Annotated in this window: 12 protein-coding genes; 7 read left to right on the forward strand and 5 right to left on the reverse strand. The window is 66.3% G+C overall.

Going from position 1 to position 16,270, the window contains the following annotated elements:
- Positions 1–253 precede the first annotated feature (253 nt).
- From AQ611_RS13815 to AQ611_RS13835, 5 genes are all read left to right on the forward strand, one after another.
- Positions 254–787 carry a Csu type fimbrial protein gene (locus AQ611_RS13815; protein WP_059520383.1) on the forward strand — a complete coding sequence of 178 codons (534 nt, stop codon included), beginning with the start codon at positions 254–256 and terminating at the stop codon, positions 785–787.
- A 60-nt stretch (positions 788–847) separates the two neighbouring features.
- Entirely contained in the window at positions 848–1,537 is a 690-nt protein-coding gene (locus tag AQ611_RS13820; RefSeq protein ID WP_231935974.1) for a fimbrial biogenesis chaperone, read from the forward strand.
- 42 nt (positions 1,538–1,579) lie between these two features.
- Positions 1,580–4,084 carry a fimbria/pilus outer membrane usher protein gene (locus tag AQ611_RS13825; RefSeq protein WP_069234843.1) on the forward strand — a complete coding sequence of 835 codons (2,505 nt, stop codon included), beginning with the start codon at positions 1,580–1,582 and terminating at the stop codon, positions 4,082–4,084.
- A gap of 299 nt (positions 4,085–4,383) precedes the next feature.
- Positions 4,384–5,820: an argininosuccinate lyase gene (gene argH / locus AQ611_RS13830; RefSeq protein ID WP_069234844.1), complete on the forward strand. Its 1,437-nt coding sequence runs from the start codon at positions 4,384–4,386 to the stop codon at positions 5,818–5,820.
- A 303-nt stretch (positions 5,821–6,123) separates the two neighbouring features.
- On the forward strand, positions 6,124–6,528 hold the full coding sequence (locus tag AQ611_RS13835; protein WP_059520385.1) for a hypothetical protein: 405 nt from the start codon (positions 6,124–6,126) through the stop codon (positions 6,526–6,528).
- On the opposite strand, the gene AQ611_RS13840 is transcribed toward AQ611_RS13835, so the two are convergent.
- The 5 genes from AQ611_RS13840 to apbC form a co-directional block, all read right to left on the reverse strand.
- On the reverse strand, positions 6,525–7,301 hold the full coding sequence (locus AQ611_RS13840; RefSeq protein WP_069234845.1) for a lysozyme inhibitor LprI family protein: 777 nt from the start codon (positions 7,299–7,301) through the stop codon (positions 6,525–6,527). The two genes, AQ611_RS13835 and AQ611_RS13840, sit on opposite strands and share 4 nt — an antisense overlap.
- 2 nt (positions 7,302–7,303) lie before the next feature.
- On the reverse strand, positions 7,304–9,583 hold the full coding sequence (locus AQ611_RS13845; RefSeq protein ID WP_059520387.1) for an arginine/lysine/ornithine decarboxylase: 2,280 nt from the start codon (positions 9,581–9,583) through the stop codon (positions 7,304–7,306).
- Between the two features lie 90 nt (positions 9,584–9,673).
- Positions 9,674–10,243: a dCTP deaminase gene (dcd, locus tag AQ611_RS13850; protein WP_006398615.1), complete on the reverse strand. Its 570-nt coding sequence runs from the start codon at positions 10,241–10,243 to the stop codon at positions 9,674–9,676.
- 145 nt (positions 10,244–10,388) lie between these two features.
- Positions 10,389–10,928 carry a superoxide dismutase family protein gene (locus tag AQ611_RS13855; RefSeq protein WP_059520587.1) on the reverse strand — a complete coding sequence of 180 codons (540 nt, stop codon included), beginning with the start codon at positions 10,926–10,928 and terminating at the stop codon, positions 10,389–10,391.
- 132 nt (positions 10,929–11,060) lie between these two features.
- On the reverse strand, positions 11,061–12,149 hold the full coding sequence (gene apbC, locus AQ611_RS13860) for an iron-sulfur cluster carrier protein ApbC (protein ID WP_059520388.1): 1,089 nt from the start codon (positions 12,147–12,149) through the stop codon (positions 11,061–11,063).
- Positions 12,150–12,518: 369 nt separating this feature from the next.
- Here apbC and AQ611_RS13865 point away from each other — a divergent pair, with 369 nt between their 5' ends.
- Both AQ611_RS13865 and metG read left to right on the forward strand, forming a co-directional pair.
- Positions 12,519–13,166 carry a YiaD family glycine zipper/OmpA-like lipoprotein gene (locus tag AQ611_RS13865; RefSeq protein WP_059520588.1) on the forward strand — a complete coding sequence of 216 codons (648 nt, stop codon included), beginning with the start codon at positions 12,519–12,521 and terminating at the stop codon, positions 13,164–13,166.
- A 916-nt stretch (positions 13,167–14,082) separates the two neighbouring features.
- Positions 14,083–16,245 carry a methionine--tRNA ligase gene (metG, locus tag AQ611_RS13870; RefSeq protein WP_069234846.1) on the forward strand — a complete coding sequence of 721 codons (2,163 nt, stop codon included), beginning with the start codon at positions 14,083–14,085 and terminating at the stop codon, positions 16,243–16,245.
- The last annotated feature ends 25 nt before the right edge of the window (positions 16,246–16,270 follow it).

Below are 16,270 nucleotides of genomic sequence, written 5' to 3' on the forward strand. Positions count from 1 at the left end.
GTCGCGTGCACCGAAGCATGAATGACGCACGATCAAGCAACAAAGGATGGAACCATTACTCCGATCAGGATTAATACTTAGGTTTATTTCCCAAGCGCATTCAGATATTTTCCCTTTGTTTCGCGCTAATTTATCGAGTAACTTTATTATTAAAAGCTAACGGAGCCAGCCGCCGTAAGCTCATCGGAAGCTGTTCGGTATCCTGATCGTGCGACAGCATAAAAAAACCCTTGTCTACGGGAGTCACAACGCCATGCGCTTTCGCCCACGCATTCCGACGTCTGTTGCCGCCGCCCTGCTGCTTGCCGCCGCGCCGTCGTTCCGGCCTGCGGCAGCGGCCGTCTATTCGAACGGCACCGCCACGGCGACGTTTACCGTGTCGCTGACGATCCAGGCGAACTGCACGATTTCCGCGAACCCGCTGTCGTTCGGCACGAACGGCATACTCGCGTCCGCCGTCAACCAAACGACGACGCTGTCCGTCACGTGTTCGAATACGACGCCTTACAACGTCGGGCTCGACGCAGGCAACGTGAGCGGCTCGACCGTCGCCACCCGGCTGCTCGCCGGCACCTCGACCGGCAATACCGGCACGCTCGTCGACTTCCAGCTGTATCAGGACGCCGGCCACACGACGGTCTGGGGCAACACCCAAGGCACCAACACGGTAGGCGGCACCGGCACCGGCTCGGCGCAGACGCTGACCGTCTACGGCCAGGTGCCGTCCCAGGCGACGCCCAAGCCCGATCTCTATCAAACCACCGTTACCGCGACCGTCTACTTCTAAGCGGCCGTGACGACGCTCCTCCGCCGACGCGTCGGCGCGCCTCTCGTCGCGCTCGCCGCCATTGCCGCGCTGGCCGCTGCAGCGTGCGCGCGCGCCGCGACGCTGCAGATCTCGCCCGTCACCGTCGAGCTGAGCGCCGACACCCCGGCCACCGGCATCACACTGCGCAATCCCGGCGCACGGCCGATCTACGGCCAAGTGCGCACCTACCAGTGGAGCCAGGACCAAGGCGACGACGTGCTCACGCCCGCCCCTGGGCTCGCCGCTAGCCCGCCGCTCGTGCAGATCGGCACGCACGGCGAGCAACTGGTGCGGCTCGTGCGGCTCGCCCGCGACAAGCCGCTGCGCGAAGAGAGCTATCGCGTGTTGATCGACGAACTGCCCACGCCCGATGCGCCGGTGGTCAACGGCATCGCGATCCGGCTGCGCTATTCGATTCCGGTATTCGTCGAGCCCGACGCCGCGCTTACGCCGCCCAAGCTGACCTGGCACCTCGTGCGCGAACCGGCCGGTTGGCTGCTGCGCGTGACGAACGATGGCGGGCGCCACGCGCAGATCGCAGCCGTGCAGCTCGTCGACGACGCGGGCCGGACCCACGACGTCGCGCCGGGCCTCCTCGGCTACGCGCTCGCGGGCAGCATGCGGCAATGGCCGTTGAGCGTCGACGCGGCGCAGGCCGCGCCGCGCATTCGCCAGGTGCGGGCCACGGTCAACACGCAACCGACGCAGGCCGACGTGGACCCGCGCTGATTGACGCCGGCCGGGCCACGCGCACTCACCTATCGCCCGAACGTGCCGACTGACCGCCCCACGCACCGTTCGACGCAATCCGCACGGCATCGACGGCTCGTCGAATTGGCCATCGTGCTCTGCGCGATGGCGCCGGACCAGGCGGCACGCGCGCAGAGCCGCAACGCGCCGCCGCAAGCGCGCGCACCGGACGCAGCCGCCGCGCGTGCCGCCTCTGCGTACACGTCGGGCGAATGGGCGCCGCCAGCCGCGGCCGATACGCGATCCCCGGCGCAGCCGAGCACCTCGGCGCTCCCCCGCCGCGCCGACGATCCCGCGCCCGCAGCCGGTGCCGCGCCCGCGAACGACCTGTATCTCGACGTATCGCTGAACGGCGAACCGACGCATCTGATCGTCCATTTCGCGATCGTCGACGGCCGCGCCTTCGCGAGCGAGGACGACCTGAACGACCTCGGCATCGCCACGTCGCGCTTGCGGCAGCCGGCGAACGCACTCGTCGCACTCGATGCGCTGGACGGCCTGCGCTACCGTTACGACGCCACCCGGCAGACAATGGCGCTCGTCGTCCCCGATGCGCTGCGCATCCCGCACACGCTCGACACGCGCGCGCTCGCGCCAAGCCCGCCCGCGAGCGCCGGCCGGGGCGTCGTGCTGAACTACGATCTCTACACGCAGACGGCGGGCGGCGCGAGCGCCGCGCTCTGGCATGAGGCGCGCTACTTCGATCCCGCGGGCGTGTTCAGCAGCACGGGCGTCGCCGCGTTCCAGCACGCCGGGCAGCGCTATACACGCTACGACACGTCGTGGAGCCGGTCCAATCCGGCTTCGCTGAGCACGATGCAAATCGGCGACACGATCTCGTCGTCGCTCGCATGGACCCGCTCGCTGCGTATCGGCGGCTGGCAATGGCGCAGCAATTTCGCGCTGCGCCCGGATCTCGTGACGTTTCCGGTGCCGGCGCTCGCAGGCACGGCCGTCGTGCCGTCGAGCGTCGACCTGTATGTGAACGGCGTGCGTCAATTCAGCGGCGACGTGCCGAGCGGCCCGTTCGTCATCAACAGCGTGCCCGGCATCACCGGCGCGGGCAACGCGACCGTCATCACGCACGACGCGCTCGGACGCACCATCGCGACGTCGATGCCGCTTTACGTCGATACGCGGCTGCTCGCCGCCGGCCTCTCCAGCTACTCGGTCGAGGCCGGCTTCCTGCGGCGCGCATGGGGGCTGCGCTCGTTCGACTACGCGAGCCGCCCGGCCGCGAGCGCCACGCTGCGCTACGGCGTGAACGACCGTCTGACGCTCGAAGCTTACGCACAGGCGACGCCCGGACTTTACAGCGCAGGCGCAGGCGCGCTCACGCGCGTGGGCGGCGCGGGCGTCGCAAGCGCATCGGTCGCGCAAAGCACCGGGCGGCTCGCCGGCACACAGGTCGGCCTCGGCTATCAGCTCATCCAGCCGCGCTGGTCAATCGACGCCGCGACGTTGCGCGCGTTCGCGCGCTACGGCGACCTCGCCGCGCGCGACGGCACGCCGGTGCCGAGCGCGACCGATCGCGTCACGTTGTCGCTGCCGCTCGCGCATGCGCAGACTTTCGCGCTCAGCTACGTCGGCTTCAAGTATCCCGGCACACGGGCCTCGCGCATCGGTTCCGTGGCGTATTCGGCGAGCATCGGCGGCCTCTCGTCGATCAGCATCAGCGCGTTTCGCGATTTCCGTCAGCACGACTCGAACGGCGTGTTCGTCAGCCTGAACGTGTCGCTCGGCAATCGCACGTCGCTCAATGCTAACGCCGGCCGGCAGAACGGCAAGGCCGCCTACAGCCTGAGCGCGACGCGCGCGCCCGACTATGGCGGCGGCTTCGGCTGGGCTGCGCAGGCCGGCGACGCGGGCGGCACGCGCTACGCGCAAGCCCAGGCGCAGTACCTCGGCCGGGCCGGCGAAGTGACGGCGCTCGCGCAAACCGTCGCGGGCCAGCACAATGCCGCGCTCGACGTCACGGGCGCGATCGTGCTGATGGACGGCAACGCGCTTCTGTCGCGCCGTATCGACGACGGCTTCGCGCTCGTTTCGACCGACGCGTCGGCGGGCGTGCCGGTGCTGCATGAGAATCGGGTGATCGGCGCGACCGACCGCAACGGCCATTTGCTGATCCCGGATCTGAACGCGTACCAGAACAACCGGATCGGCATCGATGCGCTAAAGCTGCCGCTCGATGCGCGCGTATCCGCCACGACGCAAACCATCGTGCCGCAATCGCGCTCCGGCGTGCTCGCGCGTTTCGCGATCGCGCGCGAGCAATCGGCGTCGATCGCGCTGCGCGATGCGGCCGGCGCACCGCTGCCGCCGGGGCTCACGGTCACGCATCGGGAAAGCGCAACGCGCACGATCGTCGGCTATGACGGGCTCACGTTCGTCAGCGCGCTGGCGCCCGTCAATCACTTGGACATCGAGGCGGGCGGCAAGCGTTGCACGGTCTCGTTCGATTACACGCGCCCCGCCGACGGCGCACCGCCGACGATCGGGCCGCTCACCTGCGATCTGAAGTAGCGGCGCGGCCGCACGCGCGACCAAACGCGCGATCCGCCGGCTGCACGCGGGCCGCACGCTCAGACCTCGGCCGCGCCGCGTCGCGCATGCCAGAGGCGACGCGCACGCTGCGCACGCCATACACGCCTCGCACACCACACGCCCCGCACCGCGCACCGCGCCACCGCGAACGGCCGCCGCGCCGCCAAGCCACCGCCCGCGGCCGCTGCGCCGCCGCGCGAATGCTAGAATGGTCTATCGTTTTGTCTATCCAATCCCCGCGGCACGCGCCGTCTCACTCCGCTCTCTCACGATTCGCCATGACGTCCCAATTGCATAAAAAGGGCGAGGCCTGGTCGGCTCGCTTCTCGGAACCGATGTCCGAGCTTGTCAAGCGCTACACGTCGTCGGTATTTTTCGACAAGCGCCTCGCGCTCGTCGATATCGCCGGCTCGCTCGCACACGCCGGCATGCTCGCCGCGCAGAAGATCATCAGCGCCGACGATCTCGCCGCGATCGAACGCGGCATGGCGCAGATCCGCGGCGAAATCGAGCGCGGCGAATTCGAATGGCAGCTCGATCTCGAGGACGTCCATCTGAACATCGAGGCGCGCTTGACCGCGTTGATCGGCGATGCCGGCAAGCGGCTGCACACCGGCCGCTCGCGCAACGACCAGGTCGCGACCGACATCCGCCTGTGGCTGCGCGGCGAGATCGACCGGATCGGCACGTTGCTGACCGATCTGCGCCGCGCGCTGATCGATCTTGCCGAGCAGCACGCGGACACGATCCTGCCCGGCTTCACGCACTTGCAGGTCGCGCAGCCCGTCACGTTCGGCCATCACCTGCTCGCGTATGTCGAGATGTTCTCGCGCGACGCCGAACGCATGCGCGACTGCCGCGCGCGCGTGAACCGCCTGCCGCTCGGCGCGGCCGCGCTCGCGGGCACCAGCTACCCGATCGACCGCCACGCAGTCGCAAAAGCGCTCGGCTTCGACGGCATTTGCGCGAACTCGCTCGACGCCGTGTCCGACCGCGATTTCGCGATCGAATTCACGGCCGCGGCCTCACTCGTGATGACGCACGTGTCGCGCTTTTCCGAAGAACTCGTGCTGTGGATGAGCCCGCGCGTGGGCTTCATCGATCTCGCCGACCGCTTCTGCACCGGCAGCTCGATCATGCCGCAGAAGAAGAATCCGGACGTCGCCGAACTCGCGCGCGGCAAGACCGGCCGCGTGAACGGCCATCTGGTCGCGCTGCTCACGTTGATGAAGGGCCAGCCGCTCACGTACAACAAGGACAATCAGGAAGACAAGGAGCCGCTGTTCGACACGGTCGACACCATCGCGGACACGCTGCGGATTTTCGCGGAAATGGTGCCCGGCATCAAAGTGAAGCCGGACGCGATGCGTGCGGCCGCGCTGCAAGGCTTCGCGACCGCAACCGATCTGGCCGACTACCTCGTCAAGCGCGGGCTGCCGTTCCGCGACGCGCACGAGGCGGTCGCGCACGCGGTGAAGGTGTGCGAAGCGCGCGGTTGCGATCTCGCCGATCTGTCGATCGACGAGATGAAGCGCGAGTTGCCGAACGTCGCACATCTGATCGGCGACGACGTATTCGGCTATTTGACGCTCGAAGGCTCGGTCGCGAGCCGCAATCATCCGGGCGGCACCGCGCCGGATCAGGTGCGCGCGGCGGCGAAGGCGGCGCGCGCGGCACTCGGCGTAGCCAGCGCAACCAGCGCAGTCGGCGAGTAACCCGCGCGGCCACCGTCGCGGATCGCCCCCACCAAAACAAAGGCGGACGTCGCAAGACGCCCGCCTTTGTCGTTTATTGGCGCGCTTATTTTGTCTCGGTTGCCGCCGGCCGATACCGCGCCCACCGCGCTGCGCGACAAACGCGCATCGCGCGCCGCGGAACCTCCGGCGTGCGTCGCCAAGATCATCTTGCCCGCCCCCCGGCCGCCCCGACATAATTGACGCCGCATCATCCAGCACAGAGACGCTGTTCGCATCGAGCGTCCGACATCCAACCACATCAAAGACCATACGGGGGCGCCAATGGCCAAACCACAACCCGCGCCGCAAGAACTCGCCTGCGCGTTCATCAGCCTGCTTCTGATTCTCATCCTCTTCCCACTGGCCGAAACGATCCGCATTCACGCACCGGTCTGGGTCTACCGGGCCGTCGCGGGATTCCTGCTCGGCACCGTCGGCGCGTTCTCATGGGCGACGTTGCAAAGCCTCTACTCCAAGGTCAAGCAAGGCGGGCTCGCGGCGATCGAAGATAATCTATGGTTGCGGCTGTTCTCGATCGTGCTTTACGTGATCATCGCGTTGCTGGGCGCCATCACCTGGGTTGCCGCGTGGGAGGGCACGACCGGCGTGGCCTACGGCGCCGGCGTATTCATCGGCGCCGGATTGATGGAGCTCGGCGCCGGCGGGATCATCAAAAAGGGGCTTTAAGCGCCGGGCGCGCCGCCCGGTCCCGCACTGGCCGGCGCTGCCCGGTTGTTCACCGTCTCCGACAGCCGCTTGAGCGTCGCGACGCGCGCGCCGATCAGATCGACGCGCTCGTCCGCGCCGACGAGCGGCGTCGTCGCATCGCGAAACGCGACCCACGCGCGCTGCGCCGCCCCGAGCGTCGGCAGCGACGCGGCGGGCATCCGCGTCCGCAGCTTCGTGTAATAGCGGTTCATATCGAACAGCGCGTGCTCGCACGCCGCATCGCGCGAACACGGCTGCACGCGCCGCCCGCCACGCTTGCCGCCGCCCGCTTGCGCATGCCGGCCGGCCGCCTGCTGCGCGTAGCGCTCGGCCGCATCGCGCAGCGCGAGCGCGCGGTCGCGCACCGGCTGCAACCGCATGTCGGCGCTCGCCATCAGGTACGCCGTGCCTTGCGTCGTCTCGTAGACGGCATGCACCAGGTGCGATTCGTCCTTGCGCCATTCGAGCCAGCGGCGCTGGCTCTCCTGCCAGCCGCGCCGCTTGTCGGCAGGCGCGATCTTCTCGACGCGCGCGTAGGCGTTATCGACTTCGACGAGCCACTTCTGCTGCGCGTCGTCCATGCATTGAATTTGACCGGCGGTCGACGAGCGATCGCGGCGCGCGAGACACTGCCGCATCGCGACGTCGATCGGATCGGCCGCGCTGACCTCCGCGCGCGCCGCCCCCGCGAGCAGCCATCCGGCCAGCACGGCGGCGGCCCAGCGCGCCCACGTTCTGCCGAGCCGCGCCATCATCAGGGACGCACGCAGTCGACGTAATACTCGATGCGCGCGTTGACCTCTTCCGCAACGAGCCCGTGGATGTCGGTATGGAACCCTGGGAAGCGCGCGTTGAAATCGCGTGCGAAGCGCAGGTAGTCGACGATCGTCCGGTTGAAGCGCTCGCCCGGAATCAGCAGCGGAATGCCGGGCGGATACGGCGTGAGCAGAATGCTCGTCACGCGGCCTTCGAGTTCGTCGAGCGGCACGCGGTCGATCTCGCGGTGCGCGAGCTTCGCGAACGCGTCGGACGGCTTCATCGCCGGCTCCATGTCCGACAGGTACATCTCGGTCGTCAGGCGCGCGATGTCGTTGGCGCGATAGACGTCGTGGATCTGCGTGCACAGATCGCGCAGGCCGACGCGCTCGTAGATCGGATACTGCGCGACGAACTCCGGCAGCACGCGCCAGAGCGGCTGGTTGTTGTCGTAATCGTCCTTGAACTGCTGCAGCTCGGTGACCATCGAGTTCCAGCGACCCTTCGTGATGCCGATCGTAAACATGATGAAGAACGAGTACAGCCCGGTCTTCTCGACGATGATCCCGTGCTCGGCCAGATACTTGGTGACGATCGCGGCCGGAATGCCCGTCTCGCCGAACTCGCCGTCGACGTTCAGGCCCGGCGTGATGATCGTCGCCTTGATCGGGTCGAGCATGTTGAAGCCTTCGGCGAGCGGACCGAAGCCGTGCCAATGGTCGTCCGGGCGAAGCAGCCACGCCTCGCGCGAGCCGATCCCCTCTTCGGCGAGATCGTCCGGGCCCCAGACCTGGAAGAACCAGTCGTCGCCGTATTCGGCGTCGACCTTGCGCATCGCGCGGCGAAAGTCGATCGCCTCCGCGATCGATTCCTCGACGAGCGCGGTGCCGCCGGGCGGCTCCATCATCGCCGCGGCGACGTCGCACGACGCGATGATCGCGTACTGCGGGCTCGTCGACGTGTGCATCAGGTACGCCTCGTTGAAGCGGTGCTTGTCGAACGTGCGGTGTTCGGAATCCTGCACGACGATCTGCGACGCCTGCGAGATGCCCGCGAGCAGCTTGTGCGTCGAATGCGTCGCGAACACGAGCGCGCCGGTGCGCGGCCGGTCCGCGCCGATCGCGTGCATATCGCGGTAGAACGGATGGAATTCGGCATGCGGCAGCCATGCTTCGTCGAAATGCAGCGTATCGACGAGATCGCCGAGCAGATCCTTGATCATCTCGACGTTGTAGACCACGCCGTCATACGTGCTCTGCGTGATCGTCAGGATGCGCGGCTTGGCGTTCGGGTTACGCTTGAGCGCCTCGCGCGCGAACGGATTCGCCTCGATCTTCTTGCGGATGTTCTCGGGCTTGAACTCGTCGCGCGGAATCGGGCCGATGATCCCGAAGTGATTGCGCGTCGGCGTGAGGAACACGGGAATCGCGTGCGTCATCGTGATCGCATGCAGGATCGACTTGTGACAATTGCGATCGACGAGCACGATGTCGCCCGGCGCTACCGTCGCGTGCCAGACGATCTTGTTCGACGTCGACGTGCCGTTCGTCACGAAGAACAGATGATCGGCGCTGAAGATGCGCGCCGCGTTGCGCTCGGACGCCGCGACGGGCCCGATGTGATCGAGCAGCTGGCCAAGCTCGTCGACCGCGTTGCACACGTCCGCGCGCAGCATGTTCTCGCCGAAGAACTGGTGAAACATCTGGCCGAGCGGGTTCTTCAGAAACGCGACGCCGCCCGAGTGGCCGGGGCAGTGCCACGAATACGAGCCTTCGTCCGCGTACTTGACCAGTTCCTTGAAGAACGGCGGCGCGAGCGAATCGAGATACACCTTCGCCTCGCGGATGATGTGGCGCGCGACGAACTCGGGCGTGTCCTCGAACATGTGGATGAAGCCGTGCAACTCGCGCAGGATGTCGTTCGGCAAATGGCGCGACGTGCGCGTCTCGCCGTACAGGAAGATCGGGATGTCCGCATTGCGGCGGCGCACTTCGGTCACGAACGCGCGCAGCGCGATGATCGCGCTCGCAAGCTCGGGCAGTTCGCCGTCCGGGCCGAGTTCGCCGAGCATCAGTTCGTCGTCGTCGAGCGACAGGATGAAGCACGACGCACGGCTCGACTGCTGCGCAAACGACGTCAGATCGCCATAGCTCGTGAGGCCCAGCACCTCGACGCCTTCTTTCTCGATCGCCTCGGCCAGCGCCCGGATGCCGGAGCCCGAGATGTTCTCGGAGCGGAAATCTTCGTCAATGATGACGACGGGAAAACGAAACTTCATCGGCGAATCTCCAAAAAGAACGACCGCGGCGCGATTGCGCAGCGGTCACCCGGTCACTGACTGACAGTAGGTAGGCGGTATCGAAACAGATCAGGTTTTCGGCAGCGTGACACCGCGCTGCCCTTGATACTTGCCGCCGCGATCGGCATACGACACGTCGCAGACCTCGTCGCTCTCGAAGAACAGCACTTGCGCGACGCCCTCGTTCGCATAGATCTTCGCGGGCAGCGGCGTCGTGTTCGAGAACTCGAGCGTCACGTAGCCTTCCCATTCGGGTTCGAACGGCGTTACGTTGACGATGATTCCGCAGCGCGCATAGGTGGACTTGCCGAGGCAGACGGTCAGCACGGTGCGCGGAATGCGGAAATACTCGACGGTGCGCGCGAGCGCGAACGAATTCGGCGGAATGATGCAGACGTCGCCCTTGAAATCGACGAACGAGCCTTCGTCGAAGTTCTTCGGATCGACGATCGTCGAATTGATGTTCGTGAAGATCTTGAATTCGTCGGCGCAGCGGATGTCGTAGCCGTAGCTCGACGTCCCGTAGCTGACGATCCTGCGGCCGTCCTCGGACGCGCGAACCTGATCGGGCACGAACGGCTCGATCATCTTGTGCTCTTCGGCCATGCGCCGAATCCACTTGTCGGACTTGATGCTCATAAAAAGGCGCCGGAAACGCTGCGTAACAGGAAAAAGCGAGGAAAAAGCGTGGAAAAAGCACGGGGAGTGCGCGAAACAAACGCCGTCGAACCCGCACGACGCCACGAAAGGCGCACATTTTACGCGATCGCGACCGGCCGCGCGCCTACTGCCTGACCACTCCACACGCGAGCCCAGGCCCCGTGCCGTGCTGCGGGAACGCTGGATCGCCCGGATCGCGATGCACGAGCACCGAGCGGCCGAGCACCGAGCGCACGCCGTCGAGCGCGACGTCGGGCGCGACGATGAAGCCCGCGGCAACGCCGTTCGCATCAGCATGAATATTGCCGAGATCGCCGCCGACGCGCGCGCCCGCGCGCAGCCGGTCGGCCGCGGGCGCGAACACGGGGCCCGCGCTCGAGCCGTCGGCGGCGTTGCAGTCGCCGCGCTCGTGGATCTGCAGCGCATGATCACTATTGGGCGGCAGGCCCGAGAAGTTGTACGTGACCTGCACGCCGTCCGGCCGCTCGACGAGCGTGACGGTGCCGCGCGCCTGGCTGCCGACCGTCGGCAGAAGCAGCGCGTCGGCGCGCTTGTCGCGCGGCGAGCCAAAGGAGGTACAACCGGCCAGCAGGCCGCAAGCGACCAGGACAAGCGGCGCATTCAGCGCAAACCAGCCTGGCCCGCCGTCGAATCGTCGTTTCATGCGCTCCTCATGCCGGGCGGCATGCATCGACTGGCAAGACGCCGGACAGAAAAGGGGACCATCGGGAAAGCCGTCATGATACCGTGACTCGCCACGCTACCAACATCCCCGGCCCCAAACCAGCCCGGCATTTTACGTATTTTGAACAACGATCGTCGGAAATTTCGACGTCATGTCGCGTGCCCGCTCGGCGATCGCGATCGCCACGCCCCGCGCGATCGCGCGGTAGCGCCCGGCGAGCTTGCCGTGCGGGTCCGCGGCGACGGTCGGCGCGCCGCGGTCCGCGTGCTCGCGAATCCGGATGTCGAGCGGCAGGCTGCCGAGCACGGTCACGCCGTATTGCGCCGCCATCCGCTCGGCGCCGCCCGCGCCGAACACGTGTTCCTCGTGTCCGCAATTCGAACACACGTGAATGCTCATGTTTTCGACGATGCCGAGAATCGGAATGTTCACCTTCTCGAACATCTTGAGGCCCTTTTTCGCATCGACGAGCGCGATGTCCTGCGGCGTCGTGACGATCACCGCACCCGTCACCGGCACGCGCTGCGCGAGCGTCAACTGGATGTCGCCCGTGCCGGGCGGCATGTCGACGACGAGATAGTCGAGATCACGCCATGCAGTCTGGCGCAGCAGTTGTTCGAGCGCCGACGTCGCCATCGGGCCGCGCCAGACCATCGGGTTGTCCTCGTCGACCAGAAAGCCGATCGAGTTGGCCTGCAGGCCATGGCCGACGAGCGGATTCATCGATTTGCCGTCGGGCGATTCGGGGCGCTCGTGCACGCCCAGCATCGTCGGCAGCGACGGGCCATAGATGTCGGCATCGAGAATGCCCACCGATGCGCCCTCCGCCGCGAGCGCAAGCGCAAGATTCACGGCGGTCGTGCTCTTGCCGACGCCGCCCTTGCCGGACGCCACAGCCACGATGTTCTTCACGTTCGGTAAAAGCTGCACGCCGCGCTGCACCGCATGCGCAACAATTTCCTGCGACACGCCGATGCGCGTATCGCGCACGCCCGGCACCGCGGCAAGCGCGGCGGCAATGCGCGCGCGCGCATCGTCGAACTGGCTTTTCGCCGGATAGCCGAGCACGACGTCGGCGGCGAGCACGTCGCCGTCGATCGTGACGTTGCGGATACCGCGGTGGGCCGCATACGGCCGACCTGTGTTCGGGTCGACGACTGCCGCGAGTGCGGCGTCGACGAGCGCCCTGTCGATACTCATCAAAACTCCGTGAAAATAACGCTTGAAGTGTCTTGAATGTAAAGAATATTCAAATAACGGGGACGAAAGCGGAAAAAGTGAAAAAATTTATTGCCTGCCATTGCGTAAAGCCGGCTTGCGGCGCAATCTTCGCGGGCAGCACACTTCGGGGCCACATCGGCTTTATACCGCCTATATTGTAGAGGCTGGGGCGGACATGGTTCGAACAGCCATCCTGGCGAACGGGGCATGCCGCGAAAGCGGCCGGCCGCCGCGCCGGATGCCTGGCCAACCATGAGACTCGCATGCTGCGCAGTTGGCAGGAATCGCCCCGCCGAAAGAGCAGTTCTTTTTTTGTTCTTGTCGAATCAATACAGAGAGGAAATCAACATGAATACCAAAATCGCGACGCGCTTGTCCGTCTTCGCCCTCGCCGGCGCATTGCTGGCGGGCTGCGCATCCCAGCAGGGTACCAACACGGCAGTCGGCACGGGCACCGGCGCGGCGCTCGGCGCGGGTATCGGCGCACTGGCGGGCGGCGGCAAGGGCGCGGCGATCGGCGCCGGGGTCGGTGCGCTCGTCGGCGGCGTGACCGGCTACAACTGGCAAGCGATCAAGAACAAGCTCGCGCCGTCCGCGCAGCAGACGGGCACGCAGGTCACCGAGCAGCCGGACGGCTCGCTCAAGCTGAACGTGCCGAGTTCGGTCACGTTCGCGACCAATCAGTACGCCGTGACGCCCGCGTTCACGCCGCTGTTGAACGACCTCGCGTCGACGCTGAACCAGAACCCGCAGATCACCGCGTCGGTCGTCGGCTACACCGACAGCACCGGCTCGGCCGCGCATAACCAGACGCTGTCGCAAAATCGTGCGCAGAGCGTCGTGAACGCGCTCGCGCAGCGCGGCGTCGCGTCGGGCCGTCTGTCGGCGCAAGGCATGGGCGCATCGAACCCGATCGCAGATAACTCGACCGAAGCAGGCCGGGCGCAAAACCGTCGCGTCGAGATCTATCTGCGCGCACCGCAAGCCCAGCAGTAAGCACGGACACTGGAGAGCGGCGCTCGAGGCCCGCCGGCCAAGGCGCTCGCGGCGCCCCGTAACAAATCGAAAAATTTTTCGAACTTCCCGGGCGCCGCGCAGTCTGTCTTTACGGTACGCGGCTGGTGCTGCCGGCGCGTCACCATTCTCCTCTTGTCGTTGTTGCTCCGGGGCCGCATTCGCCCCGGTTTTTTTTGTCTGCCGTTTTCGCCGTGCTTACAGCGGTCCGCCGCTCGGCCCGCGCGGTGCCGGAGAGCCGGCGCAGTCGTGCGGGCACCGCCGAACCGGCGCTGCCTTCCAGCATTCGTCCCGCTTTTCCGCTTCCATCACACATCGGCTGTCCGGCAACGGCGTCGCCCCGCTTTATTACGCGCTTCATTACGTTTCGTAAGCGCATGGCGGTGTGCGGTCAGCCCTGCGCTGTTCAATGGCGGTTCGCTCCGGGCGATTCGTTCCAGCCGACTATTGCGTCTCTTTCAACCCTATCTATCGATCGATTGCGCTCTACCGCGCCCCGTCGCTTATGCGTCGCCTCTGAATGAAATCGGCACCGGCCCGAGCATTGAACGCCGGCACCTGAACCAAACGCCAAACACGGGCGTGTTTCGGATCGTCTTCCGATTAGAATCCGATCGCAGCCGATACGCCATTCGATCTCGTCAGAGCGACAGGACATGGCATCGCCCGTATCCGCAACGGGCTCGCACGCCGGCCGCCGGATGCGGCGCGCCGGTATCCGCTCCCGGCTCCCGCCAACCGCCCTGCCAGGCCACCAAGCCGAGACTGCGCGCCAAAGTCGGCCCGCGCGCCCTCCTCCGCCGCCGCCACGCCGCGCGCAGCCCGCGATACACCGGCCGCCACCCTGCTAGAATCGCTGCTTCCCGACGTTTTCCTCGCAGTCCTTTTACAGCCCCCTATGTCCGCATCCGATCTCACTTCCGTGCAGGCCGGCGCGCCGCAACGCCGCCGCCAGATCCTCGTCACGTCCGCGCTGCCCTATGCGAACGGGCAACTCCACCTCGGCCATTTCGTCGAGTACATCCAGACCGACATCTGGGTGCGGGCGCTGCGAATGCACGGCCACGAGGTGTACTACATCGGCGCGGACGATACGCACGGCACGCCCATCATGCTGAGCGCGGAGAAGGCGGGCGTCACGCCGAAGCAACTGATCGAACGCGCGTGGCAAGAGCACAAGCGCGATCTCGACAGCTTCGCGATCTCGTTCGACAATTTCTACACGACCGATTCGCAAGAAAACCGCGAACTCAGCGAGAAGATTTATCTTGCATTGAAAGACGCGGGCCTGATCGCCGAGCGCGAAATCGAGCAGGCATACGATCCCGTCAAGGAAATGTTCCTGCCGGATCGCTTCATCAAGGGCGAATGCCCGAAGTGCCACGCGAAGGATCAATACGGCGATAGCTGCGAAGTATGCGGCAGCACCTATCAGCCGACCGAATTGCTGAATCCGTACTCGGTCGTCTCGGGCGCGACGCCCGTGCGCAAGCGTTCCACTCATCACTTCTTCAGCCTGTCCGATCCGCGCTGCGAGGCGTTCCTGCGCCAATGGGTAAGCGGGCTCGCGCAACCCGAGGCGATCAACAAGATGCGCGAATGGCTCGGCGAGGCGGGCGACGCGAAGCTCGCCGACTGGGACATCTCGCGCGACGCGCCGTACTTCGGCTTCGAGATTCCCGGCGCGCCCGGCAAGTACTTCTACGTGTGGCTCGACGCGCCCGTCGGCTACTACGCGAGCTTCAAGAATCTGTGCGCGCAGCGCGGCATCGATTTCGACGCGTGGGTGAGCAAGGGCGCGACGGCCGAGCAGTACCATTTCATCGGCAAGGACATCCTGTATTTCCACACGCTGTTCTGGCCCGCGATGCTCGAATTCTCCGGCTACCGCACGCCGACCAACGTGTTCGCGCACGGCTTCCTGACGGTCGACGGCGCGAAGATGTCGAAATCGCGCGGCACGTTCATCACCGCGCAAAGCTATATCGACACGGGCCTGAACCCAGAATGGCTGCGCTACTACTTCGCGGCGAAACTCAACGCGACGATGGAAGATCTCGATCTGAACCTCGAGGATTTCCAGGCGCGCGTGAACAGCGATCTCGTCGGCAAATACGTGAACATCGCGAGCCGCGCGGCGGGCTTCCTGATCAAGCGCTTCGATGGGCGCGTGCAGGACAGCGCGATGAATCATCCGCTCGTCGCAACGCTGCGCGCGGCGATTCCTCACATCGCCGCGCACTACGAGGCACGCGAGTACGGCCGTGCGCTGCGCCAGACGATGGAGCTTGCCGACGCGGTCAACAGCTATGTCGATACCGCGAAACCGTGGGATCTCGCGAAGGACCCGGCGAACGCCGTCGCACTGCACGAGACCTGCAGCGTGAGCCTCGAAGCGTTCCGGCTGTTGTCGCTTGCGCTCAAGCCGGTGCTGCCGCGCGTCGCGGAAAATGTCGAGGCGTTCTTCGGCATCGCACCGCTTGCGTGGGCCGACGCGGACAAGCCGCTGTCGTCGGCGCAGCCGATCCGCGCGTATCAGCACCTGATGACGCGCGTCGATCCGAAGCAGATCGATGCGCTGCTCGCCGCGAACCGCGGATCGCTGGACGGCGCCAACGCGGCAGCGGCCGCTGCGGCCGCGAGCGCGGCAGGCGCGAAAAGCGCGAAGGGCGGAAAAGACGCGACGGACGCCAAAGCCGCGTCCGCCGGCGACGCATCGCCGTTCATCGCGATCGACGATTTCGCGAAAATCGATCTGCGGATCGCGAAGATCGTCGCGTGCGAGGCGGTCGACGGCTCGGACAAGCTGCTGCGCCTCACGCTCGACGTCGGCGAGGAAAAAACCCGCAACGTGTTCTCCGGGATCAAGTCCGCGTACCGGCCGGAGGATCTCGTCGGCAAGCTGACGGTGATGGTCGCGAATCTCGCGCCGCGCAAGATGAAGTTCGGCGTGTCCGAAGGGATGGTGCTCGCCGCGTCGGCGGCCGACGAGAAGGCCGAGCCGGGCCTCTATATCCTCGAGCCGCATAGCGGCGCGAAGCCTGGCATGCGCGTGAGTTGAGCGTCGGCGGCGGCCGCGCCGCCGC

This window comes from Burkholderia singularis (assembly GCF_001718875.1).
GTDB lineage: Bacteria > Pseudomonadota > Gammaproteobacteria > Burkholderiales > Burkholderiaceae > Burkholderia > Burkholderia singularis.

What these genes read in the sequence shown, in the direction of transcription:
- argH (WP_069234844.1), top strand. Translation starts at nt 4,384, where the DNA reads ATGACGTCCCAATTGCATAAAAAGGGCGAGGCCTGGTCGGCTCGCTTC.
- metG (WP_069234846.1), top strand. Translation starts at nt 14,083, where the DNA reads ATGTCCGCATCCGATCTCACTTCCGTGCAGGCCGGCGCGCCGCAACGC.
- AQ611_RS13835 (WP_059520385.1), top strand. Translation starts at nt 6,124, where the DNA reads ATGGCCAAACCACAACCCGCGCCGCAAGAACTCGCCTGCGCGTTCATC.
- AQ611_RS13840 (WP_069234845.1), bottom strand. Translation starts at nt 7,301, where the DNA reads ATGGCGCGGCTCGGCAGAACGTGGGCGCGCTGGGCCGCCGCCGTGCTG.
- AQ611_RS13845 (WP_059520387.1), bottom strand. Translation starts at nt 9,583, where the DNA reads ATGAAGTTTCGTTTTCCCGTCGTCATCATTGACGAAGATTTCCGCTCC.
- AQ611_RS13855 (WP_059520587.1), bottom strand. Translation starts at nt 10,928, where the DNA reads ATGAAACGACGATTCGACGGCGGGCCAGGCTGGTTTGCGCTGAATGCG.
- AQ611_RS13815 (WP_059520383.1), top strand. Translation starts at nt 254, where the DNA reads ATGCGCTTTCGCCCACGCATTCCGACGTCTGTTGCCGCCGCCCTGCTG.
- apbC (WP_059520388.1), bottom strand. Translation starts at nt 12,149, where the DNA reads ATGAGTATCGACAGGGCGCTCGTCGACGCCGCACTCGCGGCAGTCGTC.
- AQ611_RS13865 (WP_059520588.1), top strand. Translation starts at nt 12,519, where the DNA reads ATGAATACCAAAATCGCGACGCGCTTGTCCGTCTTCGCCCTCGCCGGC.
- dcd (WP_006398615.1), bottom strand. Translation starts at nt 10,243, where the DNA reads ATGAGCATCAAGTCCGACAAGTGGATTCGGCGCATGGCCGAAGAGCAC.